Annotated in this window: 16 protein-coding genes and 1 pseudogene; 8 read left to right on the plus strand and 9 right to left on the minus strand. The window is 56.8% G+C overall.

The genetic code is table 11. The features are described from left to right. Positions 1-136 precede the first annotated feature (136 nt). From R6V78_RS07115 to R6V78_RS07140, 6 genes and pseudogenes are all read left to right on the plus strand, one after another. Positions 137-400, plus strand: coding sequence for a phosphoribosyl-ATP diphosphatase (locus R6V78_RS07115; protein ID WP_410288643.1), 264 nt, complete (start codon positions 137-139; stop codon positions 398-400). Between the two features lie 99 nt (positions 401-499). Further along, on the plus strand, positions 500-1,348 hold the full coding sequence (gene hisG, locus R6V78_RS07120; RefSeq protein WP_410288644.1) for an ATP phosphoribosyltransferase: 849 nt from the start codon (positions 500-502) through the stop codon (positions 1,346-1,348). 187 nt (positions 1,349-1,535) lie between these two features. Further along, positions 1,536-1,952, plus strand: coding sequence for a rhodanese-like domain-containing protein (locus R6V78_RS07125; RefSeq protein WP_410288645.1), 417 nt, complete (start codon positions 1,536-1,538; stop codon positions 1,950-1,952). Positions 1,953-2,010: 58 nt separating this feature from the next. Further along, positions 2,011-2,514: pseudogene (locus tag R6V78_RS07130) on the plus strand (thioredoxin domain-containing protein); the annotation flags it as partial. Positions 2,515-4,213: 1,699 nt separating this feature from the next. Next, entirely contained in the window at positions 4,214-4,705 is a 492-nt protein-coding gene (locus R6V78_RS07135; RefSeq protein WP_410288646.1) for a SoxR reducing system RseC family protein, read from the plus strand. A gap of 142 nt (positions 4,706-4,847) precedes the next feature. After that, a complete protein-coding gene (locus tag R6V78_RS07140; protein ID WP_410288647.1) occupies positions 4,848-7,463 on the plus strand; it encodes an ATP-binding protein in 2,616 nt (871 codons plus the stop codon). 52 nt (positions 7,464-7,515) lie between these two features. Here R6V78_RS07140 and mutY read toward each other — a convergent pair whose 3' ends face one another. Then, a complete protein-coding gene (gene mutY, locus R6V78_RS07145) occupies positions 7,516-8,625 on the minus strand; it encodes an A/G-specific adenine glycosylase (RefSeq protein WP_410288648.1) in 1,110 nt (369 codons plus the stop codon). A 203-nt stretch (positions 8,626-8,828) separates the two neighbouring features. Here mutY and R6V78_RS07150 point away from each other — a divergent pair, with 203 nt between their 5' ends. After that, positions 8,829-10,538 (plus strand): response regulator, encoded by a 1,710-nt coding sequence (locus R6V78_RS07150; RefSeq protein WP_410288649.1) that lies wholly within the window; start codon positions 8,829-8,831, stop codon positions 10,536-10,538. A gap of 167 nt (positions 10,539-10,705) precedes the next feature. On the opposite strand, the gene R6V78_RS07155 is transcribed toward R6V78_RS07150, so the two are convergent. From R6V78_RS07155 to R6V78_RS07190, 8 genes are all read right to left on the minus strand, one after another. After that, a complete protein-coding gene (locus tag R6V78_RS07155; RefSeq protein ID WP_410288650.1) occupies positions 10,706-12,478 on the minus strand; it encodes a sigma-54 interaction domain-containing protein in 1,773 nt (590 codons plus the stop codon). 105 nt (positions 12,479-12,583) lie between these two features. Beyond that, positions 12,584-12,778 (minus strand): hypothetical protein, encoded by a 195-nt coding sequence (locus R6V78_RS07160; protein WP_410288651.1) that lies wholly within the window; start codon positions 12,776-12,778, stop codon positions 12,584-12,586. 99 nt (positions 12,779-12,877) lie between these two features. After that, the gene (gene gdhA / locus R6V78_RS07165) at positions 12,878-14,227 is read right to left on the minus strand and encodes an NADP-specific glutamate dehydrogenase (RefSeq protein ID WP_410288652.1); all 1,350 of its coding nucleotides are present in this window, start codon (positions 14,225-14,227) and stop codon (positions 12,878-12,880) included. A 227-nt stretch (positions 14,228-14,454) separates the two neighbouring features. Continuing rightward, a complete protein-coding gene (locus R6V78_RS07170; RefSeq protein WP_410288653.1) occupies positions 14,455-16,038 on the minus strand; it encodes an FMN-binding glutamate synthase family protein in 1,584 nt (527 codons plus the stop codon). Positions 16,039-16,319: 281 nt separating this feature from the next. Then, entirely contained in the window at positions 16,320-17,078 is a 759-nt protein-coding gene (locus R6V78_RS07175) for an ANTAR domain-containing protein (RefSeq protein ID WP_410288654.1), read from the minus strand. Between the two features lie 86 nt (positions 17,079-17,164). Further along, a complete protein-coding gene (locus tag R6V78_RS07180) occupies positions 17,165-18,310 on the minus strand; it encodes an NAD(P)-dependent oxidoreductase (protein WP_410288655.1) in 1,146 nt (381 codons plus the stop codon). An 18-nt stretch (positions 18,311-18,328) separates the two neighbouring features. Next, positions 18,329-19,081 carry a 16S rRNA (uracil(1498)-N(3))-methyltransferase gene (locus R6V78_RS07185; protein WP_410288656.1) on the minus strand — a complete coding sequence of 251 codons (753 nt, stop codon included), beginning with the start codon at positions 19,079-19,081 and terminating at the stop codon, positions 18,329-18,331. 244 nt (positions 19,082-19,325) lie between these two features. Beyond that, a complete protein-coding gene (locus R6V78_RS07190; RefSeq protein WP_410288657.1) occupies positions 19,326-20,474 on the minus strand; it encodes a ribonuclease D in 1,149 nt (382 codons plus the stop codon). Positions 20,475-20,596: 122 nt separating this feature from the next. Here R6V78_RS07190 and R6V78_RS07195 point away from each other — a divergent pair. Continuing rightward, the coding region (locus tag R6V78_RS07195) for a TGS domain-containing protein (protein ID WP_410288658.1) at positions 20,597-21,423 on the plus strand (827 nt) is incomplete at its 3' end.

Here is a 21,423-nt window from a genome sequence, read left to right on the forward strand (position 1 = left end):
TCCGAAACCATTGTGGGAAGTCGTTTTTTCTGTTAATGGAGGCCAAAAATAAAGATCATGAAGATCAACCCCAACCCCCCCGCCGCGCATGTTGATCCAGGGCGGGCGACAGCGCGCTCAAGGAATGCCCCCTGCGATGAAATCATTTGAAGCCCTGTTTAGCGAACTCAAGGACAAGGCCGTGCGCAAAGATCCCCGTTCGGGAACCGTTCGGCAACTGGAAGAAGGCATTCACGCCATTGGCAAGAAAGTGATCGAAGAGGCCTGCGAGGTGTGGATGGCCGCCGAGCACGAAGGTCGTGATCGCACCGCAGAGGAGGTTTCCCAACTGCTCTACCACATTCAGGTGATGATGATCGCCTGTGATCTGGATCTGGAAGATGTCTACCGCCACCTGTAGATATCTCTTGACCGCTCATGCGCCGCCAACACATCAGAGGCATAATGGGTAACTTTTGCCTCGTGTCGAGCCGATGGCCTTAAAAGGAAACGCATTGTCATGTTAAAAATAGCCCTGCCCAACAAGGGATCCCTCTCCGAAGAGGCCGTGCAGTTGATCCGCGAGGCCGGCTATAACTGCCGTCGATACAGCCGCGAACTCATCGTATTGGACAATGCCAACCAGGTGGAGTTCGTTTTTCTGCGTCCCCGGGACATCGCCATCTATGTGAGCACAGGCATCTTGGAGATGGGCGTGACCGGCCGCGACCTGGCCCTGGACAGCGGGGCGGATGTGGTTGAACTGCTGCCGCTGGGATTTGGCCGATCTGATTTCCACTATGCTGTGCCGGCGGATACGGATCTGGATCCGGACCAATTTTCCGGGAAACGCATTGCCACCTCATATCCCCGATTGGTCGGTGCTGACCTGAAGCAGCGGGGCGTTAAGGCGACGGTCATCCGCCTGGACGGGGCTGTTGAAATTTCCATCCGTTTAGGGGTTGCCGATGCCATCGCCGATGTGGTTCAGACCGGGCGGACCCTCCAGGCGGCCGGTCTCAAGGTGGTTGGACCGCCGCTGCTGCACAGTGAAGCAGTCCTGGTGGCCTGCCCCCGGAACCTCGAGCGGCAGGATACGGTGCTCACGTTTCTGGACCGGATCCGTGGCATCGTCGTGGCCCGGGAATACGTGATGGTCGAGTACGATATCCCTGAGACCATGCTGGAGATGGCCTGTGTCATCACACCGGGCATCGAAGCCCCCACGGTCTCCCCGCTGAGTAAAAAAGGGTGGGTGGCCGTCAAATCCATGTCAAAGAAGCGGGATGTGAACCCCATTATGGACAGCCTGAGTAAAATCGGCGCCAAGGGGATCATCGTCACCGACATCCGGACCTGCCGGATATAGGTCGAGATAAATAAAATATAGATCGCCCGATTCCGATTGGCTTCAATTTTGACCTCAATACGCATGGTGCGATCCATTGAAAAACCCGAATCGGTCCTTACCTTCAGCACATTGTGGTATATTTGTCCGAGGTAATCCATCTGGACATGCGTCAAATACTGGTGGTGATCTACTTGAGGGCCGAACGATGTATCCAAGACGATCGATATGGATTGCTGCGCTGTTGATCTTGTGGATCAGCGCATCCGCGTGCATGGCATCGACAGACAGGGCGGCCATGCAGACCATTTCTCCGCGCCAGTTCAAGGCGTTGCTCGACCAGCATCGGGACAACCCGGATGTCGTGCTGCTGGACATCCGCACGCCCAGAGAGTTCGCGGATGGACACATCCAAGGGGCTTTATTGCTGGATTATTATGCCAGCGATTTCGTGGAACGGCTCAAGGCCTTAGACAAGGATAAAACTTATCTGATTTACTGCCGCAGCGGCAACCGCAGTGGCAGGAGCCTCGCTATTTTCGAAAAATTGAGGTTCCCGCGAGCCTATCATCTTGACCGGGGCGTGATTGGCTGGTCACGGGAAAACTATCCCCTGGTGCATTAGCTCAGGCCTTTTCGATCCCGGAGGTGACACCATGACCCTTGAGAATGAATTCCGGTCGATGGCCCAACGGCGGGGCGAGGCCTATCGCCCCAGAACCCGCCATCTCGACGGTCAGGGCCGGCCTGTATACACCAACCGGCTGTTTCTCGAATCGAGTCCCTACCTCCTGCAGCATGCCCACAATCCGGTGGACTGGTACGCCTGGGGGGATGAGGCGTTCGACGCCGCCCGGCGCCTGGACCGGCCTGTGCTGCTGTCCGTGGGATACGCTACCTGCCACTGGTGCCACGTCATGGAAGAGGAGTCTTTCGAAGACGAGGAGATCGCCGGTTTTATCAACGCCAGCTACATTGCCGTCAAAGTTGATCGTGAAGAGCGGCCTGACGTAGATGCCGTTTACATGAGTGCCGTCCAGACCATTACCGGCCGAGGCGGATGGCCCATGACGGTATGGTTGACCCCAGACCGTAAACCGTTTTACGGGGGGACCTATTTTCCTGCCCGGGACGGGGACCGGGGTTCAGTCGCGGGGTTCCTTACGCTGCTGAAAAAGATACGCCAGGGCTATGACGGGCAACGCAAACTGGTGGACCATTCGGCTGGCGAGCTCTCCAAGGCGATTCAGCAGATGCTGGCGCCGGTCGCCGGAACCGGGCCACCCTCGGTGCGATTACTGGATCGTGCTGTCGCGGCCAGCAAAGCCCGCTTTGACAACCTGCATGGCGGCATCGCCGGGGCGCCCAAGTTTCCCAGTTCAATGCCGATTCGGCTCTTGTTGAGGCACCATTGGCGCGGCGGTGATCCGGAAAGCCTGAACATGGCCTCCCTGACCCTGGAGAAGATGGCTGCCGGCGGTCTGAACGATCAGGTTGGCGGTGGATTTCACCGTTATTCCACCGATGCAGAATGGCTGGTTCCTCACTTTGAAAAAATGCTCTACGACAACGCGCTGCTGGTGCCGGTTTACATCGAGGGTTGGCAGGCCACCGGTAATTCCCGATTCAGGCAGGTGGCCATAAAAACCCTGGACTACGTGGCTCGTGAAATGACCGCTCCGGGGGGGGGCTTTTTCTCCGCCACCGATGCAGACAGCCCGACACCCTCGGGCGACCGCGAGGAAGGCTGGTTTTTCACATGGACGCAAGCGGAACTTGACGATGCGCTTGGGGTCGCGGATGCCCGCATTGCGGCAACGGTGTACGGCGTCGAAGCAGGCGGCAACTTCGAGGGGAGAAGTGTTTTATTCCAGCCCCGTGAGCTCGGCAAGCTGGCTTCAACCCTTAACCTGTCGACCGAGCAGCTCACTTCAAAGATGGACCGGATCAATGCGTCGCTCTATGCACACCGTCAAAAACGTCCGGCGCCGCTGTGCGACGACAAGATCCTTGCCGCATGGAACGGGTTGATGATCTCTGCATTCGCCCGTGCTGGGTTCGCCACAGACGATTCATCCTATCTCGACCGGGCCAGGCGGGCGGCGAGCTTTGTTTTGGATAAGATGGTTGTCGGCGGCCGGCTCAAACGAACTTTCAAAGACGGTGCCGTCGGTGGCAACGGGTTTCTCGATGACCATGCGTTTTTGATTGCCGCGCTGCTGGACCTTTTCGAAGCAACCGTCGACCTGCACTGGCTGGAACATGCCGTTGAACTGCACCAGACCTTGATAGAACAGTTTGCGGATGTTGATGACGGTGGGTTTTTCATGACCGCCCACGATCACGAGACACTCATTGCCCGCGAAAAGCCGTCCCTTGACGGCGCCCTGCCATCGGGCAACGCCGTGGCCCTGAAAAATCTGCTGCGCCTGAGCACGTTGATTCCCGATCCATCCTATCTGCAACGGGCGCAACAGGGTTTGCGCGCCTTTTCAATCGTCATGGACGCCAATCCGTCCGCTTTCGGCGAAATGCTCCAGGTAGTGGACGATTTTGTGCACCCGCCCCATCAGGTGATCGTCGTCACCCCGGCGGACCCTGGAGCCGCAATTTTCTTTGAACGGCTGCGGTCCGAATATTTACCCGGCAGTCTGGTAATGATCCTAACTGAATCAGCTGCCTTGCAATTGTCCCGGCGCTCGCCCCTGTTCCAGGGAAAAACCGCCGTCGGCGGCAGGGCTGCGGCCTATGTGTGCCAGAATGGAGCCTGCCGGCTGCCGGTCACAGATGTGGATGCACTGATGCAGCAATTAAAGGTCTGCTAGGCGGTGGTTGCAGCCGCAACCTTGACAAAAACTTTACGGCCAGGGCCGCAGGAGGTGGACGATGGCACAGACAATCGCTCTTGTGGTAGAGACCGGCAAGGACGGCCGGGCCATGGTGGTGGCTGAAAAGGGCCAGGGGTGCGGCAGCTGCGGGGCCGTTTCCCAGTGCCACGGCGGACGCGCAGCCCGGACCGAAAAGATGCCGGCATTCAACCCGGTCGGTGCGGCTGTGGGGGACCGGGTGACGCTGACGGTGGAATCCGGTGCCCTCCTGTCCCGCATGGCGGTGCTCTACCTTGTTCCGGTATTCGGGATGATGACCGGCGCCTTCATGGGTGCTTTAATGTCCGGCGGGGTTGATGCCGCCGGCAGCGGTCAGAGCGTCATCTTCGGTTTGGCGGGATTTATCCTGGGATTTGTTTTCTCGGTAGCCGTTTCCCGGATCTGGTCCACGGCCCGGCCGATCACACCAATTATTACCCGGATCATAAATGCCCGGTCGGTTTCTGCGTCTTCTCGCCCGTCGGCGGGATGCGGATATGGCGGCAACTAGTATTTTCCGGGTCCTACCTCAACTCCCCATGTCGGCTAAAAAAACTATCGTTGCGCCCCTTACCTGCCGATAAGTCTCATCGGATCAGGCACTCAAATTGATCGCACCCGCTCATTCAGGATAAAAAGGAACTGTCACTGCCATGCCGTCGGCTGATTCCAAAAAGGCTGCGCTTCATCTCTGGAGCCAATCCGGAAGCCGTTCCCAACGGACTTTGTACCGCGATCTGATCGTGAATATCCTGATCGTCGCGGCTGTTGTTTTTGTCATGATCGTCTCCCTGGCATACGGCTATCTGTCCCACAAGGAGAAGGATGCACGCGCCGGAACCCTCAAAGCCTTCAGCGACTGCCTGCAAGTTTCCCTTGAACTTCCCATCCGGAATATCGACGAGGAGGGAATTAAAAAAATCTGCAATTCGTTTTTCGACAATGCTCTGGTGGAGAAACAACGCCGGCTCATGGGGTTCAGCATGATCACCCTTGCAGCCGTGATCCTGGTGCTGTGGATAACCCTGCGGATCGTGCTGAACGTATATCTCATCGCCCCATTGAATCAACTGATCCAGCGTACCGAGCAGATATCCCGGGGGGAATGCGAGTTTATCGATCTTGAGGCACCTCAGGCGGAAATCAGGACCATCGTTACCCGCTTCAACACCATGGCCGACCGGATTCAACGCCGTGAGCGATCCTTTCAGGCCTTGAAGCAACGCCTGGAGAGCGAAATTCTCGAACATCGCGACGCAGAATCCGCACTGTTAAACTCCCAGGAGGAGTTAAATTCGATTATCCGCTCGACACCCGATGTGATCTACCGGCTCGATACCATGGGCCGATTCACCTTTGTCAGTGATGCGATACGGCGTTATGGGGTGACCCCCGACGAACTGATCGGGCGGCCTTTTCTTGATTTTATCCATGCAGATGACAAAGATAACGCCAGGGACCGGATCAACGAGCGGCGCACCGGCAGTCTCAGCACCAAGCGCCTGGCCATCCATGCTTTTGGCGACTACAGTGGCCGGAAAACGGATGCTGCGTCGGCGGTGCAGCGGGATCCTGTTTTCCTGGTGGATGCAGAGGGGCTTTACGTCTCCGGCGAGTCCGGGGTCAAGGTCTTTGTTGGCACTCAGGGGATCGCCCGGGACATCACCGAGCAGCGCCAGATGGAATCCGCCCGCCTGGAGAGTGAAGACCGCCTTCTGCTGGCACTGGATGTGAGCGGTGCCGGAATCTGGCAGCTGGATTTGAAATCCGGCGCATTTCGGGTTGACGAGCGCATCTATAGCCTGTTGGGATTTGGCCGGCAGGAGCAGGTCGAGGGATTCAGATTCATCCGCGAAAGAACCTCTCCGGAGACATGGGAGCTCCTGATGCAAAAATACAACCGGCATGTGGCCGGTTACGCCCCGGTGTTCGATCATGAGTTCGAGCTGCAATCCGGGCAGGGCCAGTGCAAGTGGTTTCATACCAAGGCCAAGGCGGTTCGGTTCGACAAGGATGGCCGCCCGGAAACCATGGTGGGAATCATCATCGACACCAGCGACAGGAAAAAATCGGAAGCCGAACGAGAACACCTGGAGTTGAAGCTTCAGCAGGCCCAGAAAATGGAGGCCATTGGCACCCTGGCCGGCGGCATCGCCCATGATTTTAATAACATCCTCGGGGCGATTCTCGGATATGCCCAGCTCACCCAGATGCATACCGAAAATGACCCCCGGGTCCAGGGTTATGTGGGCAACATTTTCAAGGCCAGTGAACGGGCCAAAGGTCTGGTGGAGCAGATTCTTACCTTTACCCGGCAGGGCAAATCCCAGAAGGTGCCCTGCGATATCGCCATTGTGCTCAAGGAGGTGGTCAAACTGCTGCGCGCCTCCATTCCCTCCACCATTGAAATCGCGCAGAAGATTCCCTCCAACCTGGGAACCGTTATGGCCGATCAGACCCAGATTCATCAAGTGGTGATGAATCTGTGTACCAACGCGGCCCACGCCATGGAAATAAAGGGGGGGCAGTTGACCGTGACCCTGGAGGATTTTCTGATGGAAGAGAATTCGGAAGCTTCCGGGGATGGCCTGCAATCTGGCCGCTACCTGCAGCTTTCGGTCCGGGACACGGGCACCGGCATGGAAAAATCATTGTTAGATCGGATTTTCGAACCTTACTTTACCACCAAGGCGGTGGGGGAGGGGACCGGCATGGGGCTGGCGACGGCGCACGGCATCGTCAGCGACCATGGCGGACGGATTTTTGTCGAGAGCGTGGCAGGGGAAGGCTCGGTATTTCGTGTGCTCTTCCCGGTTCTGGAGAATCCGGCTGAGGCGGCGGTCAACCAACCTGCGGCATATCCCCGGGGAACCGAGCGCATCCTCTTTGTTGACGACGAGAATTTATTGGTCGAATTTGGCGTTGAGATGCTTAAGGACCTTGGCTATGATACCGTCGGAACCACCAGTGCCCCCCAGGCCCTGGAGATGTTCAAGGCCAGGCCGGACGGCTTCGATCTGGTGATCACCGATATGACGATGCCTGGTATGACCGGCGATCAGCTGGCGGCCCAGATTTTAATTCACCGACCCGACATTCCCATTATCATCTGTACAGGATTCAGCAAGCGAATGTCTCCGGAGTTGGCGGCATCATTGGGGATCCGTGCACTTGTAATGAAACCGGCTACGGTCCAGGAACTCTCCCACACCATCCGTGGTGTGCTGGACCAACCGGGTGGCGCCAGGACTGCGCTCTCAAACCTGTAGTCGTATTGCGCTTGCAGCAGCGCAAAGGCGCGGAATGCCCGGCGCCGACCATTCATGGCGAAGCGGCCCCCCGGACTTCATCCTCTGCCTCGGCCAGCGCTTCCGTCAGGGCAGCCAGAAACTTATGGTTGGCCTTATGCAGGGGCAGGCGCGTCAATGAACCGAGGGCAAGCCACTGGTGGGCTTGGGCGCTCTTCAAATGAACACTGCCGGACACATGCTGGCACAGGTAGACATCGCCGGTGAGTGTGAAATGCGTATAGGCATGCCGAATCCGGGTCAGCCGCCGGTCCACTGCGATCTCCAGGCCGGTTTCACCCGCAATCAAATCCTTAAAACCCCGATTGTCCGTTTGTCCCGCACTGGCCGGGACTGAGGGAAATTCCCACAGCCCCCCCAAAAATCCCTCCATCGGCCTCCGGACCAGCAGCATTTTTCCCTTTTTGCGGATCACGGCGATGGCGACATGCCGATGGGGAATTTTTCGGGATGCATCACGTTTTGGGTACGCCTCCGTCTGGCGGTGCCGGTTTGCCCGGCAAAGGTGGGCAAGGGGGCAGGATCGGCAATCGGGTTTTTTCGGGCGGCAGATCAAGGCGCCCAGTTCCATCATGGCCTGGTTGAAGTCTGCCGGCTGTTTCGGGCAGATGAGATCCATGGCCGGCACTTTGAAAACCTTGTGGGAACCGCTGCGGTTCACCGGGGTGTCAATCTCCAGCAGGCGTGCCAGCACCCGTTTGACGTTGCCGTCGACCACCGCAAGCACCCGGCCGAAAGCGATGCTCAGCACAGCGGCGGCGATGTAATCCCCCACGCCGGGCAGGGACTTGAAAGTTTCCGGATCATCGGGCACCTGGCCGTTGAATGCAACCGTCACCATGCCGGCCGCCCGGTGCAGGTTGCGCGCACGGGAGTAGTATCCCAGGCCTTCCCACAGCTTGAGCACCTCCTGAATATCGGCAGCGGCCAGGTGCGCGGGCGTGGGGAAGCGGTCCATAAAACGCAGGTAATAGGGTATGGCGGTGGCCACCTGGGTCTGTTGAAGCATCACTTCCGAGACCCATATGGCATAGGGGTCCGAGGTTGTCCGCCAGGGCAGGCGGCGCTGATGGGTGCTGTACCATTGCAGCAATTTTCGGCGAACGGTATCCGGTCGGATCATGGAAAAGTCCTGTCTGCTTTTCGTCAGCCTGCGCATGTAACATAATTTTTCCGTTCCGGCCAGGTGAAGGATCAAGTATCCGTTCAAAGCGGCGATAATATCCTTGTCCGTGTTACCGGCGAGACAACCGAAAATGCAATCATCCAAAAACTGTGAACGCTGCAGTCCAAGTAGAAGGTGGGTAGACAAGGGGCACGTTGAGCATGCCGAAGATAAATGCCGGAGATTTTATTGAAGAACTGCGCTTCGATATTCGTCAGAAGGATGTGATCAAAGCCAAGCTGGTGCTTTCCAAAATCGGTGCCGTCGATGGCGACGCCTGCAAGATGGCCCTGTTTGAGCTGAATCGGTCCGATGACGCTTTTGCGATTCCGCTGATTGTCAATCTGATCGCCGAACACAGGGGCCTGGCCCTGAGCCATCCCCAGTTCAAAGAGATCCTGTACGCCAAATCCCTGTACCATCCGGATCTGCTTTTATCCATGCTTACCCGTGAGCGCAAGCGGGAGAACCGTGTGGTCCTGGTGGAGGTGGCCGGTGAGATCCGTCTGGAGGGTGCGGCCGCTCAGCTCATTGGCATTCTCAACGAGGATGCGGACCAGACTGTCATCAAAGCGGTGATTGCAGCACTGGGAAGGATCGGTCATACGGCGGCCATCACTCCCATATCTGAATATTTGTACTCCGGAAGCCTGGAGCTGACCATCGCCGCCATCTCTGCCCTGGGGCGGCTGGCCACCCCCACGGCCTTCCAGCGGCTGGCGGAAAAGCTGGGGGCCGATTCGGATCTGGATATCATGATTCTGGACGTGTTTGCTGCCGACCAGAGCACCGAGGCCATTGAGCGGCTCAACGAAGCGCTCGCCTCCCACTACGCTCATCTGCGCAATGCGGCCAAACAACGCCTTCGGGATTTGGGCGGCAAAGCCGTTCCGATCCTGATCCGTAATCTGCTCCACGACAATCCGGATCTGCTTATCCACACCTTGAATGTGTTGGGAGAGAGCGGGGATGAGAGCGCAATTGTACCCATCCGCAAACTGCTGCACAACGAACCCAGAGACCCCAATGTGCGCTTTGCCGCTTTTGAGGCTTTGGGACTCCTGCCGGTGGAAAAGGGGGCCGTTGCCCTGGCCCAGGGTTTATCCGACCCGGTGGAAAACGTGCGGGCGGCCGCTGCGGGTGCCATCAATCGCAATTACAACCCCATGCTGGCGGCGGGACTGAAAAACCTCATCCGCTCCGGGGATAGGGAGGCGAGGCAGGTCACCGAAACGGTGCTCAATGCCGGCTGCGAGACGATTTTTCTGAATCTTCTGGAAGAAGCGCCCTTTCAGCTCTGCGCTGTGGATTTTTTGAGCCGGAGGGCCCATCCGGATCTCCGTACCTATTTTGTCCGGCTGATGGAGACAAACGGCCATGCCAACCTGGCGTCCGAAGTCACCGATCATGCCGGCAGCGTGGAAAAACCGTCCCTGAAGGTTTTTGTGGTGGACGATTCAAAGATGATCCTGAACGTCTACCGGGGGATTTTGCACAGCCTGGGCTGCGATTCGAAACTCTTCCAATTCCCAGCCGAAGCGCTCAAGGCCGTTAAATCCGACACACCGGATCTGATCTTCACTGACCTCAACATGCCCCACATCAACGGAATCGAGCTCATCCGGGAAGTGCGCCGCCATTTCGACAAGCGCATTCTACCCATCGTCATGGTGACAACCCAGAACGAAACTCAGGACAACGTGGCTGCATTGGAGGCGGGAGTCAATACTATCCTGCATAAACCGTTTGGCGCCGGGGATCTGGGCCGGGTGTTAACTGATCTTGGTCATTTGCTTCGTAAGCAGACGGGCAGGGACCACGGTTCTCTTGCGGCAGAGAGTTGGGGAGGTAGGCGGGCATTTGCTTTCTGAGCGTGTGGTCAATAACCAGGGAAAATCACGCGTGCAATATCGGCAATCTCCTTTTTTGACGAACACCGGCTGAAGCCTCAGTTTTCTAAAGTGCACAGGGTCTATCCCATTGTTATCGATAATAAATTGATTGTGGGCGCAATCGCCCAATACGGGCGTTTTGGCACTTATGTCGGCGGTGTTTTCCGAAAAAGCGCTCGACGGGATATGCCCAGCAAGGCGGCAGCCCGGGTGCGATTACCACCCGTCTGGCGCAACGCCTTTGAGATGAGGGATTGTTCCAGTTGCTGGGCAGCTTCCCGAAGGTTCAATTCAGTTGCCAGGGGTGTCGATTTCATTGTTGAATCTGGCGAAAGAAACTCCAGGTGTCCAAGGGTTACATATCGCTGCAGGACATTTCGCAGCTCGCGAACGTTGCCGGGCCAGTGGTACCCGTTCAGTGTGTCCATGATATGACCGGGGACCCACCCTCTATCGGAAGGGACTTTCAGCTTGCGCAAGAAGTGCTCCACCAGCAGAGGGATATCCTGTTTGCGTTGCCGCAACGGGGGCAATTGGATTCGGATCACCTGGACACGATAGAAAAAATCATTGCGCATGCGGCCGCTGCTGACCTTATCATCCAAGGCAGTGTTGGAGGCCGATATAATACGAAAGTCAGCCAAACTGATCTCCGTGCTGCCGACGGGCCGGTAGCCCCCGCCTTCGATTGCTCTCAATAGCTTGGCCTGCATATTGACGGTCAACTCGCCGACTTCATCAAGAAACAAAGTCCCCCGGTCGGCCATATCCAGATAGCCTGGAGAATCCGCATGGGCACCTGAAAACGACCCTTTGCGGTGCCCGAAAAACTCACGTTCGAACAGGGTCTCCTGGATGGCTCCACAGTTCACTGCGACAAACCGCTCCTTATTTCTGTGGCTGTGTTCGTGGATGGCATGTGCCACCAACTCTTTGCCGGAACCGGATTCCCCAAATATGGCGACACTGGCTTCCGTTGCGGCCGCTTTCAAAATAAGCTCGTAAACTGCCTGCATGGCCGGCGAGCGGCCAAGGATATCGCCGAGACGATATCGTTCTTTCAACGAGGACCGCAAGACCCGGTTTTCACTGTCCAGCAGGTCGGCCATTCGCTGTGCGGCCATCTGCTGTTCTTTGATCTCGGTGATATCCTTAAAGGTTGACAACAGCGCCGCTCGGCCCCGGAAAGTGATCGGACTGTGGCAGACCTGGATCCAATAGGTCTTGTCGGATCGGGTAATCTGATGGACCTGCTCGACCTTGGTTTCAATGATACCGTCACCCACTGACCCAAAGAGTCTGGCCATGTCACCTGCTTCCCCCGCAGGGGGATGGTGCACCGGTCTGTCGTCCATCTTCTCGGCCGAAGGGATGTTGAATATCCGGCAAAAAGCCGGATTGACGTAGCAAAAGTGATTATCTTGAACCAGTGCGACACCTTCGGCGACCTGCTCGGTAAGCACCCGATAGCGCGATTCGCTTTCTTTCAGCGCCTCTTCTGAGCGCTTAAGCCACAGCACTTTACTCAACCGTTCGCCAATTGCTCTCAGCAGGCGGTCTTCTTCTTCCAGAAATGGTCCATCATGACACGGCGGTGGTTTTTGCACATAACAGACATCCACGTCGCCGACATGTGCACCGTTTAAAATGATTTGCGTGTTCTGGTGCCAACGGGTCGCTTTGAAATTCCCGGAGACGTATTCGCATCCGTCCAAACGGATACGTGCAGAGGCGATTTCAGGATACTGCCAGGCCGCCGGAATCAGCTCAACGGCACGCTGCATGATCCATGACAGAGATACATCCTGGTTTTCAAAAAGGTTGGAAATGCCATACAGGCAGTTGAGCTCCTTGATCCGTTCGGTCAGGGCGTTCGGTGCGGTAGAAACCGGCAAAGGCCCGGCGGGATTTACAGGCATCCATTTTGCCTGCGGTTTGAGGGATGAGCGTGAAGCGTCGTCGGTGGATTTAGATTTCATTTTTACCCGGGGCAAAGCCATTTCCAAAATTCGATGGTCTGATCATCAGTGCCGGCGCGTCTGGGTGGTCATGTCCCAGCGCTGCAGATGGTGGTCTGAAGAACCCGCCAGGGCGCCGATACACGCCACTCTGCTCGTGGCGCAATGGGTGCCCTCGAAGGTCACCAGCAGGTTCTTCACATCGGGTATGCCGCCTGCCGCCACCACGGGGATATGTTTAATCCCGGCCACCAGATGCATGGCCCTGCGCTTGATCAGCCGGTCTTAGACACGGTTTCACCCGGTGCGTCCGACCACGATGGCAGGGTACCCGCTGCCGCACGCCTTGCAAAACCCCTGTTAGACAAGTCCCTGATCCAGCATTGCATTGACCACTTTGACAAACCCGGCAATGTTGGCGCCGATGAAATAGTTGCCCGGTTCCCCGTATTCCGCCGATGCATCCAGGCAAGTCTGGTGAATGCTTCGCATGATGATTTTGAGGCGCTCGTTGACCTCTTCGCGCGGCCAGTTCAGGCGCATGCTGTTCTGGGCCATTTCCAGTCCGGAAACAGCGACACCGCCGGCGTTGGCCGCCTTCCCCGGTGCATACAGTATTTTTTTGTCCAGAAAACTGTCGATCGCGCCCGGCGTGCACGGCATGTTGGCCCCCTCGCATACCAGCGTCACTCCGTTGCGGACCAGGTTGCCGGCGTCTTTTGCGTTGATTTCGTTCTGGGTGGCGCTGGGGAAGGCGCAGTCGGCCGCGTGGTCCCACAACGGGTTGTAGTCCAGGGTTGAGTCCACTTCGACGTAAACGGCTGCCGAGTATTTGTCGATGTACTCCCTGATTCTGCCTCTTCTCAGGTTCTTGAGGCGTTTTACGTAGTCGAGCTTGTCCCGGTCGATCCCTTCCTCATCGAATATGTAACCGGAAGAGTCTGAAAGGGTGACCACTTTGCCGCCCATGTCAATGAGTTTTTCAACGGTATGCTGGGCCACGTTTCCTGAACCCGAAACCAGGCAGGTTTTCCCCTCCAGGGTATCATTGTGCGTGGTCAGCATTTCCGATGCAAAATAGACGACACCATAACCGGTTGCTTCAGGTCTGACCAGGCTTCCACCCCAGCCCAGACCCTTGCCGGTGAGTACGCCGGTGAACTCGTTGCGCAGCTTTTTATACATGCCGAACAGAAAACCGATTTCTCTGGCGCCTACGCCGATATCGCCTGCCGGAACGTCCGTATTGGGCCCGATATGCCGAAACAGTTCCGCCATGAAACTCTGGCAGAACCGCATGACCTCATTGTCCGACTTGCCCTTGGGATCGAAATCGGAACCGCCTTCTCCACCACCCATGGACAGGGTTGTCAACGCATTTTTGAACACCTGTTCAAAGGCCAGAAACTTGAGGATGCTCAAATTCACCGAGGGGTGGAAGCGAAGCCCGCCTTTATAGGGTCCGATGGCGCTGTTCATTTCGATTCTGAATCCCCGGTTGACAATCGACATCCCCTGATCATCCATCCAGGGAACCCGGAACATGATCACTCTTTCGGGCTCGGTGATCCTCTCGAGAACAGCACTGTGGCGGTACTCCGGGTTTCTGTCAAGAACCGGTTTTACCGATTCAAGGACCTCGTTCACCGCCTGCTGAAACTCTTTTTCAGCAGGATCCCTGGCCTCAATCGTTTTAAGGATGTTTGACATTAACGCCTCCTTTTAGAATGTTGATGGCTGATTTCACACACAATCTTCAGGCTGCGCATACAGGCAGCCGATCCGGGTTGCCCAGTGCGACAAGTTACAAAGGGACGCATCGTCTCTGTATAACCGATACTAATGTAATATGCAAAAAATGAGTGGGACGGAAAATATGAAGAGGGGCGGTTCGGCACCGCCCCTTTTGGTGATTCGCAAGTTGTTGGCCGGAAACATCAGGCGTCGATGATCTGGAGTGCTTCCTCACGGTAAGCATCCATCACATAGGGAATCCTTGTAACCTTCGCACACTCTTCGGTCAGCGAGAAGATGTCATTTCTGGAGATGTAGGCCACCTTCCAGTTTCTGGCGCCGGCCATAATCTGCTGAAGGCCGACCTTGATCTTGTCAACCGCACTGAAGATGCCCACCGCTCCCAGGGGAAGTCTGGCTGCTTCGGAACCATATTTTTCCTTGAGCACTTCGTAATTCATGAAGATCTCTTCCTTGGTTGAGCCGAATACGGACACCGTTGACGGAAGTCCTCCCTGTTCACCCCTCAACCATTTCTCCGTGTTTTTGCCGACCATCCCGGGTATCATCAAGGCGCGCCCCATGCAGACGGCCTTGCAGAAAGGGGCACCCAGCGCCAATGCTTTGAAAACGTGATCCTCCGATGAAAAGCCGCCCGCGAAGGCGATATCCGGCACCGGTTTTCCCCGTTGGGCCAGGCGGCTGCACAGTTCGTAAGCCATGGAATGCAGGTAGATGGACGGAACTCCCCACTCGCACATCATTCTCCATGGGCTCATGCCTGTGCCGCCCGGCGCGCCGTCTATGGTGAGCAGATCGATGCCGGCATCACTGGACCAGCGGATGGCCATGGCCAGTTCCCGCATGGGATATGCCCCGGTCTTAAGTGTAATTCGCCTGGCGCCCAGCTTGCGCAACCGTTCCACTTCATTCATGAACCCTTCCTGGTCAATGAATCCTAAGCGGGAATGCCGTTCGAACTGCTTCAACGGTCCGGATTTGAAGGCTGCCTGGAAGGCAGGGCTTTCCGGATCGGGGGTGACGATATAGCCGCGTTTTTTTAACTGAATGGCTCTCTCCAGCGAGTTGACCTTGATTTCTCCGCCGATGCACTTGGCCCCCTGACCCCATTTCAGTTCGATGGTTTCGACCCCGAGCTTGTCGATAACATACTCGGCGACGCCGTTGCGGGTGTCCTCCACGTTCATCTGGACCAGAATGTCGCCGTAACCCTCGTGATAGCGGCGGTACTCCTTAATCCGGCGGTCCATCTCCGGTGATTTGGCCACTTTCCCGCTGGCATTAAATTCGAGTTCCGGGTCGATGCCGCATACGTTTTCGCCGCATACCAGGGTAATGCCGCTGATGGCGGCCCCGATGGCGAAATGCTCCCAGTTGTTGCGCGCGATATCCGTGCTGCCGAGGGCTCCCGTGAAGATCGGCACTTTCATTTTTACTTTGCTGTCAACGCCAAAGGCGGTTTCGGTGTCCACATTGGGGAAGGTGGCCATGTCGGGGTTGGCTTCGATCCCCTGGGCACCCAGGGCATAGCCGTTGATATTCAGATGGGAATAGTCCACGGGATAGTCCTTGTCCGCACCTGCGGTGATGCTGCCGAAAGGTTGGGGATAAAGCAGCTCCCGGCCCCTGAAGGTAGCGCGGAACAGGTCGCAGTTGCCTTTGCACCCGTCAATGCAGCGGCTGCATATTCCCGACTGGGGGGCGACATTGCGGGAACGATTTTTCGTTTCAAGTGCATCGTTGGCATTGGGTCTTTGAAAATTCATCTTTGCATTCCTCGACAGTTAAATGTTCGACACTGGTTTAAACCGCTTGATTGGCAGCTGTTTCTGGTTGGCGGTTTCAAAACGCCAATAAAAAAGGCGACTGTTTCCTCCCAAAGGAGGGTCGCCCTGCAAAAATACAAAAAGGCGTCTTTCCCCCTGCTTCGGAGACAACAGACGCCTTTGTCGGTTGATTGACCGTTTCACACGCCATTGTATGAAACGCATTCGATGGTCTGACCGATATCAGCGGGTATGATTAATGTCAAGCGGCAAGTTAAGTATCACTTACTTGGTGTCTTTTTCAACGCGTGGGGAATGCTCGAGTAATATCCCAGATCCTCAGACAGCAGAATGGCTTCAGCGACCTCGCGCATGGATTTCCGGCTGTCCATGCTGCGTTTCTGAATCCATCGAAACGCGCTGTTGGTATCCAAACTCCGTCGGCGAATCAGAATCTCCTTGGCCCGTTCAATGAGCTTGCGGGTTTCCAGTTCTTCCTGGATCACTTTGTTCTTGAGCATCAGCTCTGTGTTCATGATGGCCAATGCCGCCTGGTTGGCCACTGCGGTCAGCAGGTTGATCTCGGTCGTGGAAAAGGCGTGCGGGGCCGACGTAAAACAGTTGAGCACACCAATGACCTTGTCATCCTTGAGCTGGAGCGGGACACCAACCATGGAAACCAATCCGAGTCTGCGGGCCATCGCCTTTTCCTTGAAACGTGGGCTGCGCTGCAGGTATTTAATGGTGATGGGGCGTTTGCCGGAGACGACCACCCCGACAACCCCTTCGTCAAGGTTCAGGGAGCGGTCCTTGACATATTCCGGGTCGATTGACTGGGTGGCCTTCAGCTTGATTTTGGGTGGTTTCTGATTTTCGTCAATGAGCCAGAGGGAGCAAATCTCCACACCGGTGGCCTTGGCGGTGGCCATGACAATGAGCTTGAGCAGATCTTCCAGAAGCAGATCCGATGTGATGGCGCGGCTGATGTCCGTCAGGGCCTTGATATAGCCATCGTAGGTGGCTTGTTGGGTCGTTCCCATGGATCGGTTTTATCCGTTGGCAGATAAAATTTTCAAGGGCTTGTTTAAAACCATGCCCAAGGAGCAATTCCTGAAACTGAAAAGGGTTAACTGCGTCGATTCAGCTTTCCCAGCGCGTCGGCATTGACGATGCTCGGAATAGCGCAGGGCGGGTCTTCAGCGAGAAACGGCAGAATGTCCGGCTGACGCCAAAGGGGATAACCGGCGAGGATGCCGGCTACATTGCAGGCGGCCAGCACAGCCATGCCTTCCCGGGTCCAGCGCGTGGCCGAGGCGATATGGGGCACGAGGAGGACATTGTCCAGTTCGGTCAATCCGGGTGCCAGGGCCGGTTCGTTCTCGAACACATCCAGTCCGGCGCGAAAATCCGGATGGCGCCGGCAGTGATCCACCAGGGCCGTCTCGTCGATGACCGGTCCCCGGCTGGTGTTGATCAGGATGGCATCGGGCTTCATCACGGCCAGTCGTCGGGCATCGATGAGGTGGTGGGTCGCTTCGTTCAGCACCGTGTGGATGCTGACACAATCGGCGGCCTCCAGAAGCGCCTCTAAAGATTCAGCGCGGCGGCAGGCCACCGGTGATTGACGATGAGAGACCCGAAAAAGGCTGAGGTCGGCCACCAAGGATTCCAGGTCGCTGTTGGTGGCAAGGTCATGGTAGACCAGTTGCATGCCATGGCCCTGAACCATCATGCGGGCGTACGCGGCACCGATTCTGCCGGCGCCGATGATGCCCAGCGTTTTGCCCTGCAAAAGGGTTCCCAAAAAAAGATCGGGCAGCCAGCCGGTGTACCGGCCGGCGCGCAGATACCGCTCCGCCTCCCCCACGCGGCGGGCTGCTGCGAAGGTGAGCGCCACGGCCATTTCGGCGGTGGTTTCGGTCAGTACCCCCGGCGTGTTGCCCACCGGCATGCCGGCCCGGTTGGCTGCATCCATGTCCACGTTGTTGTACCCCACGGCATAATTGCTGTAGGCGGTTCCGCCGGCGGCCTTCAGCGCCTCGAAGAGCGTTTCACCCCAAGGTTCGGTGAGTTGCCCGATGGCGCCGTCACATCGACGGCCGATGGCCAACCGGATGGTCTCGGTATCCAGAACCGATTTGCTTTGGCAAACCTCAACGCGGCAATCGGACGCCGTGAGAACATCGAGCCATCGTCTCCCGGGAAGCGCCTTGGTGACGATAACGCGAAATTTTCCATCAGGGTTGTTGACCTGCCACGCATGTCGGCCCATCTGATCTCCATTTAAGGTTCAGCTTCCGGGACCCATGTCGCCGAATCGATATTGCAAGAGGGTGCAGGCGGCCAGGGTGGCGGTTTCCGACCTCAGGATGCGTGGGCCCAGACCGGCGGTGAAAAATCCACACGCCTGCGCCCGTTGGATTTCTCCGGCGTCGAAGCCGCCTTCGGGTCCTATCGCAAGCATTATTTTTTTCGGCTTTAACGGGGCTGTCCCGTTAAGACCAAACGCCTGCGCCGCCTCTTCCCAGAAAATGATTTTCAGGTCGTATTCGTCCGATGCAGCCAGCATGTCGTCAAAATCTCGCGCCGGCGCAATCCGGGGAACGCGTCCGCGCCGGCACTGCTTGACTGCCTCCAGGGCGATCTTCTCCCAACGCGCCAGTCGCGTTGCCGATTCTTTTTTTGCCTGCAAAGGCACTGACCGTGCCGCATAAAATGGCATCCACCGGTCGAGGCCCAGTTCGGTCAATTGACGGATGAGGTCGTCCATTTTGCGGTCCTTGAGAATTGCCTGGGCCAGGGTGATATGAACCGGCGATTCTGCCAGCAGCGCAAATTTCTTTTCGATACTGAATGCGACGCGCCTGGGTGAAGCCGATGTGATCTTCGCCCGGTAGCCGTTGCCCGCGCCGTCGAAGAGTTCCACGGCATCACCGGGTGAAAGCCGCAGTACCCGGCAGATATGGCCGGCGTCGGATCCGGTAATTTCCGGTTGCAGGCTGCCGATCATCTCCGGTGCGAGGTAAAATCGTCTCAGGGACATGGAACCGCTTTCTGCTCAATGGCTGCAGAGGCCTTCAGGCGTTGAAGGGTCATCGGCAAGCCACCGGGGATTGATGCGCTCACGGGGTTCACACTGATTTCATCAAACCGGTTTGCCTGTCAAGGTAATTGTTATCGCTAAACAGGGTCTATGACGGCCGTTCCGCTTCGATGTGCAGTCTGCTGCCGAAAGATCAGCGCCCGGCGGTCTGCCCCTGGGCAATTTAAAGTTCAAGGCTATGGTTTCAGGGCAGGGAGCATAAAACGTCAAGAATATCCTTGCCAAAAGCGTCCACCTGCCAGTTGCGCATATCCTCGACCATTCGCAAGCTCTGGATGTCCGAAGGTTTTTTGACTGCAATGGCGGTCATCAGCGCTTTGTTGAACATCAAGGCGGGGTCCAGCTGCAAACGGTCGGCCAATGCATCACGCCAGGACTTGATGGCCTTGATCCGATCGGGAACGTTGGGGGAAACGGATGGCCGCCGTTTGCGCGGATAGGTGGGCAGGTCACTGGCGGGCAGGTCGTTGGCCCGCTTCACGATGGCAGCCAGGGATTGACCATAAATGCGGATCTGCTTGGCGCTCAAGCAGCGGGCTGCTTCGATGGTCTGCTGGGTCTGAGCCATTTCGGTGGCGATTTTCAAAAGTGCCGTGTTGGAAAAGACCTTGAACAGGGGCCTATCCTTTTTGACGGCCAGCTCCTTGCGGTATTGCAGCAACCCCTCCAGCGCCGCCAGATTGCGCCGCGGCAGGTGTCCGGCGCCACGGAACCGGAGGAAGAGCGGTTCGCTGCCGTTTTCCATCGGTCTGACCTTGGACAGGTAGGCACACTCCTCCCTGACCCAGTCCAGACGCCGCTTTTGTTCCAATTCATCCATCAGCAGACGGGCCAGCGGGATCAGGTGAAACACGTCCGATGCTGCATATTCGACCATACCCTCGGGCAGGGGACGCTGGGACCAGTCTTTTTTCTGATAGCGCTTGTCCAGTTGGATGCCGAAGCGGTTGTTGACCACCGCCCCCAGGCTGGTCTCCTGTTCGCCCAGGAACATGCTGGCCAGCTGCGTATCGAACAGGTTGTCGATCTCAATTGAAAAATCCCGGTAGAGTGAGCGGACGTCGTAATCCGAACCGTGAAACACCTTGCAGACCCGCTTGTCCTTGAACAGGGGGGCCAACGGGGATAGGTCGTTGACTTCCAGGGGATCAATGACCACATTCTCACCGTTTCCGGCCATCTGCACCAGGCATACTTTTTCCTGGTAGTGGAACATGGAATCCGCTTCCAGATCCACGGCAAGGATTTTCTCCCGGCTGATCCGGTCGACAAATTGCTGCAGTTCGGCAGGTGTTCTGATCAGATGGTAAGAAGACGCAGCAAGGGTGTTCATATTTTTTTCTTGACCCGGCGAGGGTTTTTCCCTACGTTCCATAAGTTGTTTTTTTATCAATGAATTGTTTGGATATCCGGTATTTCGCCACGCACAACCTTTTTACGGAAGGCAGTTGAAAAATGGTTCATATCACACTTCCCGATGGAAGTCGAAAACCCTTTGACGATTATCCCACGGGACTGGCGGTGGCCAGGAGCATCTCCGAGGGACTGGCCCGGGATTGCGTGGCCATGGAGGTAGAAGGCAATCTGGTGGACCTGAACCGGCCCATTAAAAATGACGCCACCGTGCGGCTGATCACCACCCGGGACCCCGAAGCGCTGGAAATCATGCGTCACAGTGCCGCCCACGTCATGGCCCAGGCGGTGTTGAACCTTTATCCCGATGCAAAACTTACCATCGGACCGGTGGTGGAGGACGGCTTTTATTACGACATCGACATGGAGCCGCTCTCGGAGGAAGCCTTTCCTGAGATCGAAGCAGAGATGAACCGTATCATCAAAGAGAAAATTCCCATTGAACGCCACGAGGTACCCAAGGAAAGTGCGCTGGCGTTTTACAAGGATGAACCCTACAAGACGGAAATGATCGCCGCACTGGCCGACGGTACGATCTCATTTTACAAGCAGGGCGATTTTACCGATTTGTGCCGGGGGCCCCACGTGCCGCACACCGGTTTTGTAAGGGCCGTCAAGCTGATGCGCGTGTCCGGTGCCTATTGGCGAGCGGACCAGTCCAAGGCCCAGCTGCAGAGGATTTACGGAACCGCCTTTTTTGATAAAAAACAGCTCAAGGCGTATCTCAATTTCCTTGAGGAGGCCAAAAGACGCAACCACCGCAAGATTGGCGCGGCCATGGATCTGTTCAGCTTCCACGACGATGCGCCGGGCATGCCTTTTTTCCACCCCAAGGGGATGGATGTGTGGAACACCCTTTTGAACTTCTG

Origin of the sequence: Desulfosarcina sp. (assembly GCF_046496365.1) — a bacterium.
GTDB lineage: Bacteria > Desulfobacterota > Desulfobacteria > Desulfobacterales > Desulfosarcinaceae > Desulfosarcina.

What these genes read in the sequence shown, in the direction of transcription:
- gdhA (WP_410288652.1), bottom strand. Translation starts at nt 14,227, where the DNA reads ATGTCAAACATCCTTAAAACGATTGAGGCCAGGGATCCTGCTGAAAAA.
- hisG (WP_410288644.1), top strand. Translation starts at nt 500, where the DNA reads ATGTTAAAAATAGCCCTGCCCAACAAGGGATCCCTCTCCGAAGAGGCC.
- R6V78_RS07155 (WP_410288650.1), bottom strand. Translation starts at nt 12,478, where the DNA reads ATGCCTGTAAATCCCGCCGGGCCTTTGCCGGTTTCTACCGCACCGAAC.
- R6V78_RS07150 (WP_410288649.1), top strand. Translation starts at nt 8,829, where the DNA reads ATGCCGAAGATAAATGCCGGAGATTTTATTGAAGAACTGCGCTTCGAT.
- R6V78_RS07115 (WP_410288643.1), top strand. Translation starts at nt 137, where the DNA reads ATGAAATCATTTGAAGCCCTGTTTAGCGAACTCAAGGACAAGGCCGTG.
- R6V78_RS07160 (WP_410288651.1), bottom strand. Translation starts at nt 12,778, where the DNA reads ATGCATCTGGTGGCCGGGATTAAACATATCCCCGTGGTGGCGGCAGGC.
- mutY (WP_410288648.1), bottom strand. Translation starts at nt 8,625, where the DNA reads ATGATCCGACCGGATACCGTTCGCCGAAAATTGCTGCAATGGTACAGC.
- R6V78_RS07170 (WP_410288653.1), bottom strand. Translation starts at nt 16,038, where the DNA reads ATGAATTTTCAAAGACCCAATGCCAACGATGCACTTGAAACGAAAAAT.
- R6V78_RS07125 (WP_410288645.1), top strand. Translation starts at nt 1,536, where the DNA reads ATGTATCCAAGACGATCGATATGGATTGCTGCGCTGTTGATCTTGTGG.
- R6V78_RS07185 (WP_410288656.1), bottom strand. Translation starts at nt 19,081, where the DNA reads ATGTCCCTGAGACGATTTTACCTCGCACCGGAGATGATCGGCAGCCTG.
- R6V78_RS07180 (WP_410288655.1), bottom strand. Translation starts at nt 18,310, where the DNA reads ATGGGCCGACATGCGTGGCAGGTCAACAACCCTGATGGAAAATTTCGC.
- R6V78_RS07140 (WP_410288647.1), top strand. Translation starts at nt 4,848, where the DNA reads ATGCCGTCGGCTGATTCCAAAAAGGCTGCGCTTCATCTCTGGAGCCAA.
- R6V78_RS07175 (WP_410288654.1), bottom strand. Translation starts at nt 17,078, where the DNA reads ATGGGAACGACCCAACAAGCCACCTACGATGGCTATATCAAGGCCCTG.
- R6V78_RS07190 (WP_410288657.1), bottom strand. Translation starts at nt 20,474, where the DNA reads ATGAACACCCTTGCTGCGTCTTCTTACCATCTGATCAGAACACCTGCC.
- R6V78_RS07135 (WP_410288646.1), top strand. Translation starts at nt 4,214, where the DNA reads ATGGCACAGACAATCGCTCTTGTGGTAGAGACCGGCAAGGACGGCCGG.